20 protein-coding genes are annotated in these 18,674 nt (G+C 48.2%); 15 read left to right on the top strand and 5 right to left on the bottom strand.

The window, feature by feature from the left end; all coding sequences use genetic code 11:
* The first annotated feature begins 9 nt into the window (after positions 1-9).
* The 7 genes from ribH (at position 10) to FO441_RS12165 (ending at position 5,802) form a co-directional block, all read left to right on the top strand.
* Entirely contained in the window at positions 10-474 is a 465-nt protein-coding gene (gene ribH / locus FO441_RS12135; RefSeq protein WP_145290644.1) for a 6,7-dimethyl-8-ribityllumazine synthase, read from the top strand.
* Between the two features lie 143 nt (positions 475-617).
* Entirely contained in the window at positions 618-1,025 is a 408-nt protein-coding gene (locus FO441_RS12140) for a FixH family protein (protein ID WP_237605494.1), read from the top strand.
* A gap of 94 nt (positions 1,026-1,119) precedes the next feature.
* Positions 1,120-1,797, top strand: a complete 678-nt coding sequence (locus FO441_RS12145) for an SDR family NAD(P)-dependent oxidoreductase (RefSeq protein ID WP_145290646.1) — start codon at positions 1,120-1,122, stop codon at positions 1,795-1,797.
* A 141-nt stretch (positions 1,798-1,938) separates the two neighbouring features.
* A complete protein-coding gene (locus FO441_RS12150) occupies positions 1,939-2,907 on the top strand; it encodes an ABC transporter permease (protein ID WP_145290649.1) in 969 nt (322 codons plus the stop codon).
* Positions 2,900-3,859: an iron chelate uptake ABC transporter family permease subunit gene (locus FO441_RS12155; RefSeq protein WP_145290653.1), complete on the top strand. Its 960-nt coding sequence runs from the start codon at positions 2,900-2,902 to the stop codon at positions 3,857-3,859. Before FO441_RS12150 ends, FO441_RS12155 begins: the two co-directional genes overlap by 8 nt.
* Positions 3,856-4,671: an iron ABC transporter ATP-binding protein gene (locus FO441_RS12160; RefSeq protein WP_145290654.1), complete on the top strand. Its 816-nt coding sequence runs from the start codon at positions 3,856-3,858 to the stop codon at positions 4,669-4,671. Before FO441_RS12155 ends, FO441_RS12160 begins: the two co-directional genes overlap by 4 nt.
* Before the next feature lie 99 nt (positions 4,672-4,770).
* A complete protein-coding gene (locus FO441_RS12165; protein WP_145290657.1) occupies positions 4,771-5,802 on the top strand; it encodes a siderophore ABC transporter substrate-binding protein in 1,032 nt (343 codons plus the stop codon).
* Between the two features lie 49 nt (positions 5,803-5,851).
* Here the strand turns inward: FO441_RS12165 and murB are convergent, their stop codons facing one another.
* The gene (murB, locus tag FO441_RS12170) at positions 5,852-6,790 is read right to left on the bottom strand and encodes a UDP-N-acetylmuramate dehydrogenase (protein WP_145290660.1); all 939 of its coding nucleotides are present in this window, start codon (positions 6,788-6,790) and stop codon (positions 5,852-5,854) included.
* 167 nt (positions 6,791-6,957) lie between these two features.
* Here murB and FO441_RS12175 point away from each other — a divergent pair, with 167 nt between their 5' ends.
* Positions 6,958-7,854, top strand: coding sequence for an EMYY motif lipoprotein (locus tag FO441_RS12175; protein WP_246095147.1), 897 nt, complete (start codon positions 6,958-6,960; stop codon positions 7,852-7,854).
* A gap of 9 nt (positions 7,855-7,863) precedes the next feature.
* Here the strand turns inward: FO441_RS12175 and FO441_RS12180 are convergent, their stop codons facing one another.
* Complete coding sequence (locus FO441_RS12180) at positions 7,864-8,106, bottom strand: hypothetical protein (protein ID WP_145290664.1); 243 nt, start codon at positions 8,104-8,106, stop codon at positions 7,864-7,866.
* Positions 8,107-8,209: 103 nt separating this feature from the next.
* Here FO441_RS12180 and ytxJ point away from each other — a divergent pair, with 103 nt between their 5' ends.
* A complete protein-coding gene (gene ytxJ / locus FO441_RS12185; protein ID WP_145290667.1) occupies positions 8,210-8,530 on the top strand; it encodes a bacillithiol system redox-active protein YtxJ in 321 nt (106 codons plus the stop codon).
* Positions 8,531-8,560: 30 nt separating this feature from the next.
* Here the strand turns inward: ytxJ and gdpS are convergent, their stop codons facing one another.
* On the bottom strand, positions 8,561-9,607 hold the full coding sequence (gene gdpS, locus FO441_RS12190; protein WP_145290670.1) for a GGDEF domain-containing protein GdpS: 1,047 nt from the start codon (positions 9,605-9,607) through the stop codon (positions 8,561-8,563).
* A 22-nt stretch (positions 9,608-9,629) separates the two neighbouring features.
* Entirely contained in the window at positions 9,630-10,586 is a 957-nt protein-coding gene (locus FO441_RS12195; protein WP_145290674.1) for an LCP family glycopolymer transferase, read from the bottom strand.
* Positions 10,587-10,731: 145 nt separating this feature from the next.
* Between FO441_RS12195 and FO441_RS12200 the strand changes: the two genes are divergently transcribed.
* Positions 10,732-11,784: a glycosyltransferase family 4 protein gene (locus tag FO441_RS12200; RefSeq protein WP_145290677.1), complete on the top strand. Its 1,053-nt coding sequence runs from the start codon at positions 10,732-10,734 to the stop codon at positions 11,782-11,784.
* Here FO441_RS12200 and FO441_RS12205 read toward each other — a convergent pair whose 3' ends face one another.
* Positions 11,785-12,417, bottom strand: a complete 633-nt coding sequence (locus tag FO441_RS12205; RefSeq protein WP_145290680.1) for a YigZ family protein — start codon at positions 12,415-12,417, stop codon at positions 11,785-11,787. It abuts the gene before it with no gap.
* A 100-nt stretch (positions 12,418-12,517) separates the two neighbouring features.
* On the opposite strand from FO441_RS12205, the gene FO441_RS12210 reads away from it, so the two are divergent.
* The 5 genes from FO441_RS12210 (at position 12,518) to secA (ending at position 18,657) form a co-directional block, all read left to right on the top strand.
* Positions 12,518-13,390 (top strand): DegV family protein, encoded by an 873-nt coding sequence (locus FO441_RS12210; RefSeq protein ID WP_145290683.1) that lies wholly within the window; start codon positions 12,518-12,520, stop codon positions 13,388-13,390.
* Positions 13,391-13,458: 68 nt separating this feature from the next.
* Entirely contained in the window at positions 13,459-14,709 is a 1,251-nt protein-coding gene (locus FO441_RS12215; RefSeq protein ID WP_145290685.1) for a DEAD/DEAH box helicase family protein, read from the top strand.
* Complete coding sequence (locus FO441_RS12220) at positions 14,706-15,371, top strand: ComF family protein (protein WP_145290688.1); 666 nt, start codon at positions 14,706-14,708, stop codon at positions 15,369-15,371. Before FO441_RS12215 ends, FO441_RS12220 begins: the two co-directional genes overlap by 4 nt.
* Positions 15,372-15,426: 55 nt before the next feature.
* The gene (gene hpf, locus FO441_RS12225; protein WP_145290691.1) at positions 15,427-15,987 is read left to right on the top strand and encodes a ribosome hibernation-promoting factor, HPF/YfiA family; all 561 of its coding nucleotides are present in this window, start codon (positions 15,427-15,429) and stop codon (positions 15,985-15,987) included.
* Positions 15,988-16,134: 147 nt separating this feature from the next.
* Entirely contained in the window at positions 16,135-18,657 is a 2,523-nt protein-coding gene (gene secA, locus FO441_RS12230; RefSeq protein ID WP_145290693.1) for a preprotein translocase subunit SecA, read from the top strand.
* Positions 18,658-18,674: the final 17 nt, after the last annotated feature.

An 18,674-nucleotide genomic window follows, 5' to 3' on the forward strand; every position in this document is an offset into this window, starting at 1 on the left:
GGAAAAAACATGAATAGAATAGATACGAAAATGATCGGCACAGATCTTAAAATTGCGATTGTTGCAGGCAGGTTCAACGACTTCATCACATCCCAGCTTGTTTCAGGCGCGGAAGGTGCGCTCGTCAGCCATGATGTGAATACAGACGATATCGACCTCGTCTATGTCCCAGGTGCTTTTGAAATTCCACTGGCTGCGAAAACACTGGCCGAATCCGGCAACTACGACGCGGTCGTTGCGCTCGGATGTGTCATCCGCGGCAGTACGACGCATTACGATTATGTCTGCAACGAAGCGGCAAAAGGCATTTCCCAGGCTGGACTCCAGACAGGCCTGCCGGTCATGTTCGGCATCATTACAACCGAGAACATCGAACAGGCGATAGAACGTGCCGGAACAAAAGCAGGAAACAAGGGTGCGGAAACAGCACTTGGCGCCATAGAGATGGCCAATCTCATGAAGAAGATACGCTAGAATGAAAGAGCCGATCTAAATCGGCTTTTTATTTTGCCATGGATTTGCCATAATTACTTCAAACAACCTTCAATAAAAGAAAATTCAGCAGTGGATCATTCATGCTATGATTCTAGGTATGAGAGAAAAAGGGAGAGGATTATGTGAAGTTGAAACGACTACTGCCTGCTGCCATTCTGGCCATGGGCATCATGGCGGGCTGCGGTAATGAAGAGGCGCCTGCGGAAATGAACCATGACCATGCAAGCGAAGATGAAGTGCGGTCACTGGAAGTCGATCTTGAAGTGCCTGAAACGGCTGGAACAGGAGAAACGCTTGAATTTACAGCCCACGTCCACTCGAACGGTGAAGATGTACAGGACGCAGACAGTGTCATGTTCGAAGTGCTCGAAGGTGAGGAGAGCCTTGAAATGATCGAAGCGGAACATGATGAGAATGGCAACTACACAATCGAGCATACATTTGATGAAGCAGGCACGTATACAGTCATCTCCCATGTAGACGCATTCCAGCTCCATACGATGCCACAGAAGGAGATTACTGTGGAATAGCTGTGTTTTTCCTTCCGGATGCTGATTATTGTAATGAAGCCCTTTAGGGTTTACAATATGTATAGAAACTGGAAGCATAAATCAGGAGGAAAACATGAATTTGCAGGATAAAACTTATATTGTATCGAATGCTGTGACAGCGCTAGGAAAGGAACTCTCCATGCATCTGGCACAGCGGGGTGCAAACGTCATTCTGGCAGGTACTGAGCATGTGGAACTGGACAACCTCCTGGAGGCTATCCAAGGCAGTTCGGAGGGGAACCATAAGGTGGTTCTTCTGGAGCAGTCGAAGGAAATCGACTGGCTGGCTACTGTAGAAGAAATCGAGCAGGATTATAGTACATTGAACGGCATCATTCTCGTGCACACCATATTTACAGAGAACCGTTCCGTCTATGATGTCTCTTTTGATGAATTCAATACGGTGATGTATGAGCATGTATGGGGAACCTACCTCGGAATCCGTACACTGAGGCCATTGCTTGAGGATGGCGGGAATGCCAAGATCATCAACGTGATCGGTCCATCATTCGAGGATGTATTTGAAAGAAACCTGTACTATACCGTCACAGGTGCAATCGAGGCATTGACACATTCCACTGCTGGTGAGCTGAGGAAGGAAGATGTGGATGTCTATGCATTGAGCTATCGTCCGCCATTCGGCGACGACGAGTCTCCGGAACGTACAAATCTGCAGGCGATCAATAAAGTCATGGCGATTCTTACAGGATCGGAAGATATCCCGAACGGAAACACCATAATCATCAGCTGATATTCAGCGGTATGCCACTCAAATTCAAATTGAGTGGTTTTTTGCTTTCTTCTCCTTGTTTCCCTTGAAAATATCATCTTTAAGTGTATAATTGTGGATATGATTATCGATGATAATCATTATCAATTAAGGTGGATTAATATGATACATAAACTTTTCAGATTGGACATCATGATTATATTATTGATTGTGTTATCCATCATTTCCATGTTTGTAGGGGTTGTCGATCTCGCTCCAGGAGATCTTTTCGACCTGGATGATAATCAGAAGAACATCATTCTGGATAGCCGGCTCCCAAGAACCATCGCCATCATCATTGCGGGGGCCTCTTTGAGTGTATGTGGACTGATCATGCAGCAGCTGACCCGCAACAAATTCGTTTCGCCTACAACGGCCGGGACAATGGACTGGGCTCGGCTCGGCATATTGATCGCACTGATGTTCTTCCCGACAGCAAGTCTTCTCGTGAAGCTGCTTTTTGCATCTGCATTGAGTCTTGCAGGTACGATTTTGTTCATGCAGATCATCCAGCGCGTCCAGTTCAAGGATGTTGTTTTTGTCCCGCTGATCGGACTCATGCTCGGCAATGTCGTCTCAAGTGTTGCCACCTTTCTCAGCCTGAGGACAAACTCGATCCAATCCTTGTCCAGCTGGCTGCAGGGAGACTTCTCGATAATCATATCCGGACGGTACGAAGTACTATACATAAGCGTTCCATTCCTGATTATCGGTCTGATCTATGCCAATCAGTTTACAATTGCCGGCATGGGGGAGGACTTCTCAAAAAACCTCGGGCTCAACTATAGACGGGTAATCAATATTGGTCTGCTTATCACTGCAGTAATTACAGCACTCGTTGTTGTTACTGTAGGCATGCTGCCTTTCCTCGGACTTATTATTCCGAATATTATCTCAATATTCCGGGGAGACCACCTGAAGAACACCATTCTTCTGACTGCAGTACTGGGTGCAGTTTTTGTCATGATCTGCGACATTCTTGGCCGTCTGATCATATTCCCCTACGAAATATCCATAGGGCTGATGATCGGCGTCATAGGAAGCTTCATCTTCCTGATCATGATATTCAGGAGGGTGAAATCAAATGCTTGATAGAAAGAATAACCGTCTGCTGATAGTACTCTCAATACTTACGCTCGTCATCGGTGGATGCTATATCCTCTACCAGTTGAATTTCGACATACTGTTCTATCAGCTTCCTTCGCGTCTGAATCGGGTCGTAACGATGATCATCGTCGGTACAGCAATTGCCATCTCGACGGTAATCTTCCAGACAATCACCAGGAACCGCATACTGACACCATCCATCATGGGGCTCGATTCGGTATACCTGTTCATCCAGACAGTCATCGTATTCATCGGTGGGGCACAGTCCATACTGCTGATGAATGATTTCGTCAACTATATTGCAAGCATGCTTATACTTGTCCTGTTCACTGTGCTGGTCTTCAGGTATCTGTTCAAGTTTACCGGCAGCCATGTATTTCTTCTGCTGCTTATCGGAATCATCCTTGGAACATTTTTCAGCAGCCTGTCATCATTCATGCAGATGCTCATAAATCCGGATGACTTCCTCATCCTGCAGAGCTCGATGTTTGCATCTTTCAACGCAATCAATGAGTCGCTGATCTGGATCACCGGAGGGGTTGTACTGCTCATGCTGGTCATTGTACTGAAAGACTTCCATTCCTTGGATGTCATCGCACTCGGCAGGGATCACGCAGTGAATCTGGGCGTGAACTACGACAGGAAGATTTCGCAACTGCTGCTCATCATTGCAGTACTCGTGTCGGTAGCCACCGCCCTTGTCGGTCCAATCATGTTTCTTGGTCTTCTCGTTGTCAATCTGGCACATGAAATGTTCAGGACGTTCAAGCACCGCTACCTGCTTATCGGCAGTACACTGATTGCAGTCATTACACTTCTGCTCGGACAGATGCTGACACAGTACGTGTTCAAACAGGCGGTTGAAATCAGTGTCATCATCAATCTCGCAGGTGGCATATACTTCATCATACTAATGCTTAAGGAGAGTCGAAGATGATCGATCTTAAAGGGATTTCAAAAATCTACGGACAAAAGAAAGTGGTCAATGATGTTTCCGTCTCAATTGCCAAAGGTAAAGTTACTTCCTTCATCGGACCGAACGGTGCCGGTAAAAGTACGCTGCTGTCCATGGTGACACGGCTTCTCGACCAGGACAGCGGAGATGTGCTGCTCGAAGGCGAGAACATACTGCAGTCGCCGAGTGACAAGCTGGCAAAGAAGATCGCGATTTTGAAGCAGTCAAACAACCTTGATCTGAAAATAACAGTACGTGAACTGATCAGCTTCGGCCGCTTTCCATATACGAAGGGCAGACTCAATGACAAGGACCATGAAATCATCAATGAAGCCATCCGCTACATGGAGCTTGAAGATTTCGAGGACCGCTACATCGATGAGCTGTCCGGCGGTCAGAGGCAGCGCGTCTACATCGCCATGACAATCGCCCAGGATACGGAATACATCTTTTTGGATGAGCCGCTCAACAACCTCGACATGAAACACTCCGTCCAGATCATGCAGATTTTGAGAAGGCTTGTAAGGGAGCGCAATAAGACCATCATCATCGTCATTCATGACATCAACTTTGCATCCTGCTACTCAGATAATATCGTCGCGATGAAGGATGGCGAAGTCGTCATCAGCGGTAAGAAGGACGATGTCATACAGAAGCAGATCCTTGAAGATATATACGAGATGGATATCAATATCGAATGCATCTATGGCCAGCAGATCTGTGTCTATTTTGATGAACATAAGGACGCTTCCGTGGACGACTTCATCGAAGACCAGGTCCATCTCAGGGTGTAGTGCATCCCGGTGTACACTAAAGGAGGTGATGGGGACTTATCGGATATATGAATGTTTTTAGTGGGGGCTGAAAACACACTTTGGAAAGAGGAATGCAAAATGAAGAAACTATACTTATTGATTACTGTAATGATGATTATGATACTTGCAGCATGCAGCAGCACGGAAGAAACTTCCGAAGACACCGCAGCAGGCGCTGAAGAAAAAGAGACAGTGGCTGTAGAGAACAACTTCGCCATCTCAGGCGAATCGGCAGACGGAGAGGAAACAAGCGAGGAAGTATCAGAAACTGTGGAAGTTCCGGTAAATCCTGAAAAAGTGGCCGTATTCGACTATGGTGCGCTTTCTACGATCCACGCATTGGGAGAGGCGGAAAGTGTCGTTGGTCTTCCTAAAGGAGACGGGGGCAGCACACTGCCTGAACAGCTTGAGGAGTATAAGGGTGATGCATATGCAAATCTCGGCAGTCTGAAAGATCCGGATTTCGAAAAAATTGCAGAACTGCAACCTGAAATCATCATGATTTCAGGACGTCAGGCAAATTCCACAATCATCAGTGAGTTTGAAAAAGCAGCCCCGGATGCGCAGGTTCTCTATGTCGCACCTTCAACGGACAACTATTTTGAAGAAGTCAGACATTATACCCAGATGCTCGGCAAGATCTACAACAAGTCGGATGAAGCCGAAGCACTGATAGCAGATCTCGACAGTAAAATCGAGGAAGTGAAGCAGAAAGCTGCCGATTTTGACGAAACACTGCTATTTGTCATGGCAAATGAAGGTGAACTTTCAGCCCACGGACCAGGCGGACGCTACGGTTATCTCTATGATGAGCTTGGCTTCGCACCGGTAGATGAAGAAATTTCAACGACAAGACACGGACAGGCCATCAGCTATGAATATATCAATGATAGGAACCCAGGCATCATCCTCGCTCTGGACAGAGGCAGCGCAATCGGCGGACAGTCCGCTTCCAGCAGCGTGCTCGACAACGATGTACTCCAGGATGTGGATGCAATCAAGAACGACAGAGTCGTCGATCTGGATGCCAAACTCTGGTACCTTGCTTCAGGTGGCGTCGTGACGACAGTCGGTCAGCTTGAAGAGATCGAACAGGCACTTGAGCAGTAGACGGATATTAAAAGGCCCATCACAGTGATGGGCCTTTTTCCTATGCTGTCTAGATATGGTTTCCGGAGTTCCTGTACAATGGATCGCCGATGATTCTGACTTCACGGTTGAGCTCTACACCAAACTGACGATTTACAGTATTCTGTACGTGTTCAATCAGCGCTTCGTAGTCGCCTGCAGTCCCATGGTCGACATTGACCATGAACCCGGCATGTTTCCTTGAGACTTCGACACCGCCGATGCGATATCCCTGCAGTCCCGCTTCCTGGATGAGCTTGCCGGCGAAGTTTCCAGGTGGTCTCTGGAAGACACTGCCGCACGAAGGGAATTCCAATGGCTGTTTTGTTTCCCTGCGTTCCGTGAGGTCGGCCATACTGCTTTCAATATCGGCAATATCGCCCGGTTCAAGCTCGAATTTCGCTTCGACCACCACGTAGCCATTCTCCTGGACGATGCTTTTGCGATAGTCCAGCCCAAGATCTGCATTGCTCAATACGATCTTCTTTCCGGTTTCATCCAGGACGGTGACTTCAAGAAGGCAATCCTTGATCTCTCCACCGTAGGCACCGGCATTCATATACACAGCACCGCCGACACTTCCGGGTATGCCGCACGCAAACTCCAGACCGGACAGCGAAAGGTCCCGGGCGTAGTTCGAAACGTCTATGATGGCACGACCGCTGCCTGCAGTGATTATATTGTCCGACTCCGACAGGTCATCCAGTTCAAGCAGGTTCAGTACGATGCCACGGATTCCGCCATCACGAATGATGATGTTCGATCCATTACCGAGATATGTCACCGGTATATCGTTTTCATGGCTATACTCGAGGACACGGGAAGCATCTTCGATATCATGGACGGTAATGTGGATATCGGCAGGCCCGCCGGTACGCGTGTATGTATATTTTTTCAATGGTTCATAAAGTTTGATTTCAGAATGGTCCAGCAGAGCTTTCAGGTCTCGTTCAATTTGAGTATGGTTCACTATAATGTTTCCTTTCAGAAGAAAATGCTTAATACTATTATAAGGGAATGCCCGGGCCATTGCCAATCGAAGTTATGTCCGTTGTGAGGATTTAGGATGTATGCTATATTTTGTTTAGCAACCCGCGCACCGTGTCTGACTATACTATAGTGAAAGTGTGACTTTCTTTGCACAGAAAAATATTGATGAATGGTGTCCTTGTGCTGATGTTCGCGATGCTTGGTGCCGGTTGCGGCCCAGGTCTAAAAGAGAACTTCGAGGACTATATGACCAGCATGGAAGACGTTCATGCGCTGGATACTGAATATGAAAATAAAATGGGCCAGCTGGATATCGACGGTCTGCCAGAGGAGCTTTCTCCGAGAAATACGGACATCGATCTTGAAAAACTTACGGCAATCAGCGAAGCGCTGGACCAGGAGATCATGCCGGTGATCGAACAGATGAATGATAAGGTCGGGAATATAGAAGTCACGAATGACCAGCTTGCTGATCTGCATGATACTTATACTGAAAGCCTGGAAGTGAAGCAGAATTTCGTCCAGGGGCTGAATGACTATGTCGAGACATACGCCTTGTCCGTCAGGTCGAATGAAGAACTCATACAGCTGAGTCAGGACTTTATGGAAAATCAGGAAGAACGGGATGAAGTGATCGATTCGGCCGGAAGCGGTGAGGAGACTGAAGAGATCGATGCGATCATCTCGCAGATCAATGAAAATAGTGCGGAGCTGGAAGCAGAATCTGAAATTCTTCAGCTGGATGAATCACAGGTCACCAAGATGGAGCACATAGAAAATGTGCTGCTGCCGCTGATCGATGGCCATATCCAGACGTTCAACCAGATGAACCTCGAAACCGACAGTGCTGTCCGTGTACGCAGTCTGACGCTCGAGATGTACTATGGGTTCAGAAAATACTACCAGGAACGCAAAAGTTCCATGGAGTACAACAATCGACTCCAGGAACTGCAGCTTCAGAATATACTGCCGCTCAGGGAAACCTATGAGCAGCTGGACGAGGACTATAATGCCCAGGTAGAAGAAATAGAGAGCGAACTGTAGGTTCGCTCTCTATTTTTCTTTGCGTTCTTTGGACTGTCCAGGATGCATCGGGTGGTTCGGGTCCTTCTGGATCTTTGATATGAAGATATTTCTGAGAATTACAGTAGTAATCCAGAAAGCAAATACAGCAAGAAGGATAAAAGATACTGCCCTGTTATTTTCAAAGTCGAGCATGAACAGCAGGACGACAATCAGCAGAGCTGCATTGATCGTATCCAGAAATGTCCATCTCTTAAGTGATCGATTATTCATGTCATGCCTCCAATCCATGTCATTATATCATAATGTAGAACGCGATTTGCTAAAATGAAAAATAAATGATAAGTTATTAACAGTTTAATGAGAAGGTGATGAAATGCTGACGAAAACAACATCGATTGAATCATTTCAAAAGTTGTTGCAAACGAATAAAGATTTCTTTTTTATGAAACATAGTAGTACATGTCCGATATCGGCCACTGCCTTCGAAGAATTTCAGAAGTTCCATTATGAAAGGGATATGGATGGCTATTACCTGGTCGTTCAGGACCATCGCAAGCTGTCAAACTATATTGCTGAGCATTTCGGTGTCAGACATGAATCTCCACAGGCTTTCTACTTCGAGGATGGAAACCTCAAGTGGAACGACTCCCATCAGAATATTACACTCAGTAATCTTTCATCAGTTGAGGATTAGAGCCAGGGTTGCCAAGCGCAATCCTGGTTTTTATATGGGATTGAACATGACACGGTTCTGCCCATACTTCTTTGCTGCATGAAGCATATCGTCGGCTTCCTTGAAAAGAATTCCTTTCGTATCGGAAGATACGGTCTGATAGGCGATGCCGATGGACACGGTCAGATGGACGGTTTCCCGGTCGCTGATATGAAAATGCGCCCTTTCCACGCTGTTCCGGACGGCTTCCGCCAGCCTGACGGTCTTATCGAAGGAAAGATCCGGCATGATCATCGAGAACTCTTCTCCACTGCTTCTGAACAGCATGCCGCCATTCGGCACATAGTTGTTCAGAAGGTGGGCCATCTGTCTGATCAGTGCATCTCCGGATGCATGGCTGTGCTGTTCATTGATCAGACTGAAATTGTCGATGTCGATGAGCAGGAGGCTGATTGTCCTGCTTGTGCCGAGCATCTCTTCGGTGCTGTTATCAAGCGCCTTCACATTTCCAAGCTGGGTGAGGAAATCCTTGTATTCCTCCTCCTCGTACCGCTTAAGCAGACCCAGTATCTTATTGATATCCTCATACATCATCATGGCAAAGAACATCACGATTGTACTTGCCGATATGAATACCGTTACCTGGAAAAGCGTAAGCGGCTGGATGAAAAGATGGATGAGCAGTCCATACAGTGCTGTAAATAGGATGACTGCTGCGGTCAGTTCCTTCAGCTTCTGAAAATCGAGAAACGGCAGTACCAGCATGATCAGCACATACAGTATGAGAAATACAAGGTAGGGCTGCCAGTCGAAATTGAAGATCAGGTGATGGAACAGAAAAACGGCTCCAACGGATACGATCATCAGATAGGGGACGCTGTATTTGACGAGAATGAGCAGTGGGATGAAGTAGAGACTGAAGCCCATCCCTTGGATTTCAATCGGCACCATGAGCAGCAGCACCGACAGGGTGGTCATCAGCAGCGCCTGGAATATGTCGGAATCAATGGTCCGGCGGTCTTCCAGATACTGAAGGCGGTGGAACAAGTATATGCCGCTGATGGTAATTGATATATTGAGTACAAAATCAATGAGCATATACTCTCTCCTCCTGTCCTGACTATTCCAGTTCCAGATTCTGGCGCATTTCATTCCTTACCTGATTGTAGGATTCATCGTTCGGCAGGAAGTACCATAGGCCGTCATCCAGTCTCTGATCCGTCCCTTCAAGCGTCAGACGTTCGATGTTGCGGGCCGGCTCCTGATAATTCGAGCGCAAGGCGTTCAATTCACCGAATGGCACGTCCGTTCTTACATTGTTGGAAAGTACATCAAGAATGGAGTTGAAGTTTGTAATTGTCTGGACACTCAATATTTCCTGGGCAATGCTCTGTGCAATAAGCTGCTGTCTCATCTGTCGCCCGGAATCTCCGCCAGCACCTTCGGATTTTCTACTCCTTGAGAATGCGAGCGCCATGTCTCCATCCATTTCATATGTCTCTCCTGCTGTAAACTGGTAGCCTGACTGCTGGAATGTATCCTGGCTCGTTACAGTGACACCGCCGATGGCATCGATGATGGTTGTAAATCCATCCATGTTGATGGAAACGAAGTGGTCGATCGGCATATCAAGGAAGTTTTCGACAGTATCCACTGCCATTTCAGGACCGCCATAGGCGTACGCATGGTTGATCTTCTCGACAGTTCCCCGTCCTGCGATTTCAGTCTGTGTATCGCGCGGAATACTGACAATCTTCCCCTCGTCCGTATTCGGGTTCAGTGTAACAACCATGATTGTATCGGAACGCTGTCCCATTCCGCTTTCGTTGCGCAGCTCATCATCATCCGTTCCAAACAGTGCAACGGAAATCGGATCCTGGTTTCTGAAGCTGACTTCCGTTTCCCTGAGTTCTGAAGTGGAACTGGAGAATTCATCGTCAAACACCTGGTTGGCTGCACCTTTCAATTGGAAGTATACATAGGCGGCGATTCCGGCAAATACGATGACTGAAATCAGAATCACTGCAATCAGCACCTTCAGTACTGGGTGCATTCGTCTTTTCTCTGTTCTTTTCATTAGTAGATCTCCTTTGGCATAGTGACATAATTATACAACGAATCGACTATCAATGAAAAATATAAATGTACAAAAATGGGTGGACACACCATAAATAAAGTGGAATGTGATATAGTGGATTGGAAATATTTAAGACGGTGATGATATGTATACTCTATTCCTATTGACGGTGTCGTTTCTGATTTCCCTGATTCTGATGCCGATTTTCATATGGGGTAGTCGGCGATTTGGTTTCGTCGACCACCCAAATAACAGAAAAGTCCATGTAAAACCGATTCCATACATGGGGGGTGTGGCAATACTCATCTCCTTTGCCATAGGAGTTCTCATATCCCGCCCGATCGAGGCTGAATACAAAGCACTCATCATTGGCGGGATTGTCATTGTCGCAGTCGGCATCGTGGATGATAAATATGACCTGAAGCCGGGTCTCAAGCTGATCGGACAGATTGCAGCCGGACTTGTACCGGTTGCACATGGCATCGTCATCGACCGGATCACGCCTTTTGGTGTGGAGATCGAATTCGGCATTCTGGCCATTCCGATTACAGTACTGTGGATTGTCGGCATCATCAACGCCATCAATCTTGTGGATGGGCTTGATGGACTGGCCACGGGTGTATCCGTCATTGCACTATCGACCATCGGATTCATCACCATACTGCAGGGCAATATTTTTGTCATGATGATATGCGTCATCCTGATCGGCGCCTGTCTTGGCTTTCTGGTGTACAACTTCCATCCGGCAAAAATATTCCTCGGAGACAACGGGGCGATGCTGCTCGGCTTCATCATCAGTGTGGTCTCCCTGATGGGTTTCAAGAACATTACATTGATTTCACTGTTCTTTCCGATCATCATACTGGCGGTGCCGTTCATAGACATGTTCTTTGCAGCATTGAGACGGTATCGGAGCAATGTGTCACTCGTCAAGGCCGATCGGAGCCATCTCCATCATCGGCTGCAGAACCTCGGCTATACCCATACTGAAAGTGTCGTGCTGATCTATTTCATTGCGGCACTGTATTCAGGAGCCAGCATCATTCTCTACCTTTCCACAATTCCGGGAGCGATCATCATCATACTGCTGCTCATCCTCACGACAGAAATCATTGTGGAGGCGACCAATCTGATCGATACGAATCGGCGCCCGGTGCTGGATTTTGCCAGGCGGCTGTTCCACCGTATTTTCCTATAGTTATTCCACGGCACTTTCGGCCCGGATCATGTCCAATGCTTCCAGGCTGAAAGTGTCTTTTGTGATTTCCTGGACACGTGCCAGAAACTGATCTGCTTCATTCTGCCTGACGTGTACTGTATAGGTAACCTTGTCCGTATAGGCGGTGTCCTTGATGGTGATGTCCGATCCTTCGAGTTCATGCTCGAAGCGGTTCGTATACGTATAGTCCATGGTGATCCTGTACGGCAGTACATCGATCTCCACTACTTTGCCCGCCGCGCTGACAGCGTCCGCCGCACTGCCTGAATACGCCCGGATCAGACCGCCTGCACCGAGTTTTATACCGCCGAAGTATCGGGTGACCACGACTGTTACGTTATATAGGCCCTCCCTTTTCAGCACTTCGAGAATCGGCACACCTGCGGTTCCGGAAGGTTCACCATCATCATCGGCTTTCTGTATCAGCGCACTCTGTGTAATGATGTATGCACTGCAGTTATGGTTGGCGGCTTTATGCTCCTGCTTGATTGAATCGATGAAGGCCTTTGCCGCAGCCTCCGTCTCCGTACGCGCGATATGGGCGATGAACTTCGATTTGCTGATGACCATTTCGGTGGTTGCATCCACTCTGTTCATATATTGCTGTTCCATGTATGTTCACCTCTAGAAAATATAGTAACACATGGACGGAATCGATAGGGGTGTAGTAAACTGAATATTGAGTGTGAATGGTGAAATTGGAGGAAGCAGTATGAAAATTGCGGTAGTAGTGGATTCAACATCCTATCTTCCAGGAAGATTGAAAGAAAAGTACGATATTCGTACCATCCCGCTGAATGTCATCATCGGGGAACAGTCATACAAAGAGGATGAAGATATTGACAATGACACCTTTTTCGACAGGATGCGCGAAATGGAGGAGCTGCCGAGAACGAGCCAGCCATCGATCGGCGACTACATCCTTCTGCTCGAATCCTTGAGGGAGGAAGGCTATACCGATGCCATCAGTGTCCATCTCTCAAGTCAGATCAGTGGTACATACCAGAGTGCAATGACAGCAGGACAGAGTGTGGAGGGCATCGAAGTCCACGCAATCGATTCCGAAATCGCATGCTATGTCCAGGGTTTCCTGGCGCTTTACGCCGCACAGAATAAAGACCGGATGCCGCTTGATGATCTTCTGGGCCAGCTTGAGGAAATGAAACGGCGCAAGAATACGAATGCATATTTCATAGTGGATACGTTGTCGAACCTTCAGAAAGGTGGGCGCCTGACGAATGCACAGGCACTGATCGGCAGTCTGCTCAAAGTGAAGCCTATTCTCGAATTCGAATCAGCCAGAATCGTACCATTCGAAAAGATACGGACGAAGAAGAAGGCGATGAAACGGGTGGAGGAAGTTTTCGCTGAAGAAATGGCGCTTCATAAAGACAAGCCAGTTACAGCTGTGGTCATCCACAGCAACGCTGAAGAAGAGGGCCGGCGATGGATGGACAGTCTGAAACAGCAGTATCCCGGGATCACTTTCAGACTGAGCTACTTTGGTCCGGTGATTGCGACGCATCTTGGTGAGGGTGCGCTCGGTCTCGGCTACACCACCTATGAGGTGGACACGGAATATTGAATGACAGGTGGAGACGCAGCTATTTTTGCTGCGTCTTTTTTTATTATTATTAAGCAGGGAGGCAATTGATGATACTGGATCATAGAGGAGATGCCATATATAGAACAGCTGGAGTGGACGTGAAAGGGCCGCTGTGCCATCGATGCGGCAACACATCAAAAAAGTACTTCTACAGCTACGACGCACCGTTCGATGGGAGCCGGGTGACCTACTGCATGAAATGCATCAACCTTGGGCGTTCCGACAGCATGACGCCGCTCAGATGCAACCCGACTGTAAGAAGGAAGACTGCCAGTCCATATACGCTCGATTTCGAGCTCAGCAGTCAGCAGGCCTATGCTTCAGACCGTATCATGGATGCACTGAAGACAGGCAGATCGCTGCTGCTCTATGCTGTAACGGGTGCGGGAAAGACGGAGATGACGTTTCAGAGCATAGAATGGGCACGTGAGGCGGGGTTGAATGTTGCTTTCATCTCCCCGAGAATAGATGTGGTGAAGGAGGTGCATATCCGGCTCGGACAGGCATTCGTGTCGAGTGGCATCGATCTGATGTATGACGGTGTCAAACAGGTCCATGACTACCAATTCACCGTGTGTACGGTGCATCAGCTGTTCAATTTCATCGATCACTTCGATTTCATCATCGTGGACGAGACGGATGCCTTTCCATTACCGGAGGATCCCATCCTCATGCAGGCCATCCGCCGCGCTTCGACCCGTGCAGCAACCCTGATATTCATGACGGCGACACCATCCAGACAGCTGATCCGGGAAGTGGGGAAGGATGGTGTCATTACACTGCCAAGACGATACCACGGCCATGATCTGACCATGCCGAAGATGGTCTGGCATGACATCAGACGAGATATCAGCCGGGACAGAGCCCCGAAGAAGCTGATGAACCTTATCAGGGATATTCTTGATGCTGAAAGGTTCGTGCTGGTCTTCGTTCCTGAGATTTCATTGATGGAGGCGCTGTTCAAAGTGATACATGAAGTGTTCCCCGAGTCCGCGGCCGTCCATAGCGGTGATCCTGAAAGAAACCACAAGGTTGAAAAGATGCGCAATAAGGAGATCAAAGTACTTCTGACGACTACGATTCTTGAGCGGGGTGTCACTTTCGACAGACTGGATGCGATCATCGTGCATGCCGAAAGATTCAATATGGAAAGCCTGATACAGATGTGCGGGCGGGTCGGCAGAAAACAGACCGACCCGGTGGGGAACATCTGGTTCTTCGCCCACTATCAGACGGACGGTATCCGCCGCACATTCAGGACGATCCGCGAATTCAATGCAGCACGGGTGGATGCATGATCTGCTACTGCTGCCATGAAGCGCTTGCGGTCCAGCTGGACATCGTCAATCTGTTCAGCAAGCAGGTACCGCTGTGTGAAAAATGCCGCAGGGAGATTTCCGTCTGGCGGCCTGGCCGGCGCTGCGCTTCCTGCCACCGGAGAATGTCGGATGAGGAGGTGGAGTGCCTCGACTGCCTATTTCTTCTGGAACGATATCAGCCTCCAGGGAAGACGACATGTCTGCTCGATTACCATGAAATGAACAAAATGCTGTTCCATCGCTACAAGTTCATGGGCGACTGTGCACTGGCGGAAATAATTGCCATGTTTCTGCCGGGCCACTATGGGGAATATGATGTAATCACTCCAATTCCCATTTCCACTCAGCGCATGACGGAGCGTGGATACAACCAGACGGCGATGGTGCTTGATGCCAAAGGCATCCAGTACGAAGAACTGCTCGGGACCAGCAGGGTCAAGCGCCAGTCGGAACTTGGCAAAAACGACAGAAGTCGACAGGAGAACCCATTCTTCATCAGTAGACCGGCTGGAATCGAAGGCAGACGCATCCTTGTTGTCGATGATATATACACAACAGGGATCACAGTCCATCAGGCGATGGAGAAGCTCCACGCTTTCAGGCCTGCTGCTATCGACGTGTTAACGTTTTCAAAAGCCTGAGGATTTTGGTATAATGGGACTAGGAAGAATAACGTACTCAAGGAGGGGTTTCATCATGATCAGATGTGAAATTCGTGGAGAAAATATTGAGGTAACAGATGCAATCAGAAACCACATTGAGGAGAAGGTGGGCAAGCTGGAACGTTACTTCACAAATGCTCCAAATACACACGCCCACGTCAACATCAAGACCTACAGTAACAAGAAGGCGAAGACCGAAATTACAATCCCTATGAAGGACCTTACATTAAGAGCGGAAGAGAGGCACGATGACCTCTATGCTACTGTTGATCTGGTCATAGACAAACTGGAGAGGCAAATCAGGAAACATAAGACGAAGATCAACCGTAAATTCAGGGAAAAGAACCCTGAGCAGGAATTCTTCGCAGCGCTCGAGGCAAATGCCAGTGGTACGACTGAAGAGGAAACTGACGAAGGAATGGACATTGTGCGTTCCAAGCAGTTCCAGCTGAAACCGATGGATTCCGAAGAGGCAGTATTGCAGATGAATATGCTTGGTCACGATTTCTTTATCTTCAACGATAGGGAAACCGAAGGCACAAGTATTGTCTATAAACGAAATGATGGCAAGTACGGCCTGATTGAAACAAATTAGAAAGCCTGTTTAGAAATAGGCGACAGAAAACCCTGACTGCATGCAGTCAGGGTTTTGCCATGATGGCGATTCGTTTTATTTTTACCCTGTTTAGTGCTATTATTATTAGATGAATTAACAGTGAGATATAGCGAGGGAGAGAAATCCATGGGTATTTTGGACAAAGTCTACGACGGCAATAAACGGGAGCTGCGCTCTCTTCGGAAGACTGCCGATAAAGTGGAAAGCTATAAAGAAGAATTCGCCGGACTCAGCGATGAACAGCTGCAGGCGAAAACGGATGAATTCAAAAGCAGAATCAGTGAGGCCAAAGATGAAAAGCAGCAGGATAAGCTGCTCGATGAGATATTGCCGGAAGCATTTGCAACTGTCAGAGAAGCCGCAAAGCGTACCCTCGGTCTCGAACCCTACCCGGTTCAGATCATGGGGGGCGTTACGTTGCATAAAGGCGACATCGCTGAGATGAAGACAGGTGAAGGTAAGACGCTTACCGCGACAATGCCGGTATATCTGAATGCACTGACGGGCGACGGTGTCCATGTCATCACAGTCAATGAATACCTGTCCGCCACACAGATGGAGGAGATGTCGGTACTATACAATTTCCTCGGACTGAGCGTCGGATTGAATCTGAATGCTAAAAACAGCGAAGAGAAGCGGGAGGCATTTGCTTCCGATATCACTTATACGACGAATAATGAACTCGGCTTCGACTACCTGCGGGATAACATGGTCACATACAAGAAGGACCGTGTGCTCAGAAAACTGAACTATGCCATCATTGATGAAGTCGACTCCATCCTGATCGATGAAGCGCGTACACCACTGATCATTTCAGGCAAGGCCGACCAGTCGAATACGCAGTATATCCAGGCGAACCAATTCGTCAAGATGCTCAAGGAAGATGAAGATTTCACCTATGATATCAAGACAAAGAATATCCAGCTGAATGATGAAGGCATGGAAAAGGCCGAGAAATGGTTCAAAGTGGACAACCTGTATGATGTGAAGCATGTCAATCTGCTCCACCATATCAACCAGGCACTGAAGGCACACTTCTCCATGCAGAACGATATCGACTATGTCGTGGAAGATGAAAAGATCGTCATTGTCGACCAGTTCACTGGACGCAAGATGAGCGGCCGCCGCTTCTCGGATGGTCTGCACCAGGCAATCGAAGCAAAAGAAGGCGTGGATATCCAGAACGAATCGAAGACGATGGCATCCATCACATTCCAGAACTTCTTCAGGCAGTTCAACAAGCTCTCCGGCATGACGGGTACAGCAAAGACCGAGGAAGAGGAATTTCTGAACATCTACAATATGAAGGTGACGGTCATACCGACGAACCGCCCGATTGCCAGAACCGATCATACGGACAAGATCTACTCGACGAAGGAGAATAAATTCAAGCATGTTGTCGAAGAAGTGGTCGAGCGCCACCGCAACGGACAGCCGGTGCTGATCGGTACAGTAGCAGTCGAGACCAGTGAGTACATTTCCGAGATGCTGCGCAAGAAGGGTATCCGTCATAACGTTCTCAATGCGAAGAACCACGAGAGAGAGGCCGAGATCATTGCCAACGCCGGCAATAAGGGCGCAGTGACCATCGCGACCAATATGGCCGGACGTGGTACGGATATCAAACTCGGCGATGGTGTCAAGGAGGCCGGGGGTCTCGCTGTCATCGGTACCGAACGCCATGAATCGAGACGTATAGACGACCAGCTCCGCGGACGTTCCGGACGTCAGGGAGATGTCGGTGTCAGTACGTTCTACCTGTCGCTCGAAGACGATCTGATGAGACGCTTCGGGTCGGAGCGCATGCAGAATACGATGGAGCGCCTCGGCATGGCAGAGGAGGAGCTGACATCGAAGATGATCTCAAGAGCGGTCGAATCTGCACAGAAGCGGGTGGAAGGCAACAACTTCGATGCCCGTAAACGACTGCTTGAATATGATGATGTATTGAGACGCCAGCGGGAGATCATCTATCAGGAAAGAAATGAAATCATCGACAAGGAAGATGTCCGCGACCAGCTCATGGGCATGATAGAGTCTTCCATCGAGCGTACGGTCAGCTACTATATACTGGATGATGAGGAACTGACGGACTACGAGCAGTTCATCCGGACGGTCAAAGATACGTATCTTTCTGATGAAAGCATCGAAATCACCGATATCAGAGGCCGCGAGAATGAAGAGATTGCTGCTCTGATTCTCGGTAAGGTCGATAATGAACTGTCGGCGAAGGAAGAGAAGCTCGGTACGGAAAGAATGAGACTGTTCGAACGGATGATGATGCTGCGTACGATCGACCAGAAATGGGTGGAGCACATCGACAGCATGGACCAGCTCAGAACAGGCATCCATCTCCGCTCCTACGGACAGATCAACCCGCTGCGTGAATACCAGAATGAAGGTCTGCAGATGTTCGAGGACATGCTTGTGTCGATCGAAGATGATACTGCCAGATATGTTCTGAAGACGGAAGTGAAGTCCGATGAGGAGATCAAGCGGGAACAGGTCATCTCAAAAGGCGAAATGCAGGCTGGAGACAGCAAGGAAAAGGTCAAAAAGGGTCCGGTCAAGAAGGAAATGCGCATCGGACGCAACGACCCCTGCCCATGCGGCTCAGGAAAGAAATATAAAAATTGCCACGGTAAATAGACGAAAGAGGGATAATT

Source organism: Salinicoccus cyprini, assembly GCF_007713705.1.
Taxonomy (GTDB): domain Bacteria; phylum Bacillota; class Bacilli; order Staphylococcales; family Salinicoccaceae; genus Salinicoccus; species Salinicoccus cyprini.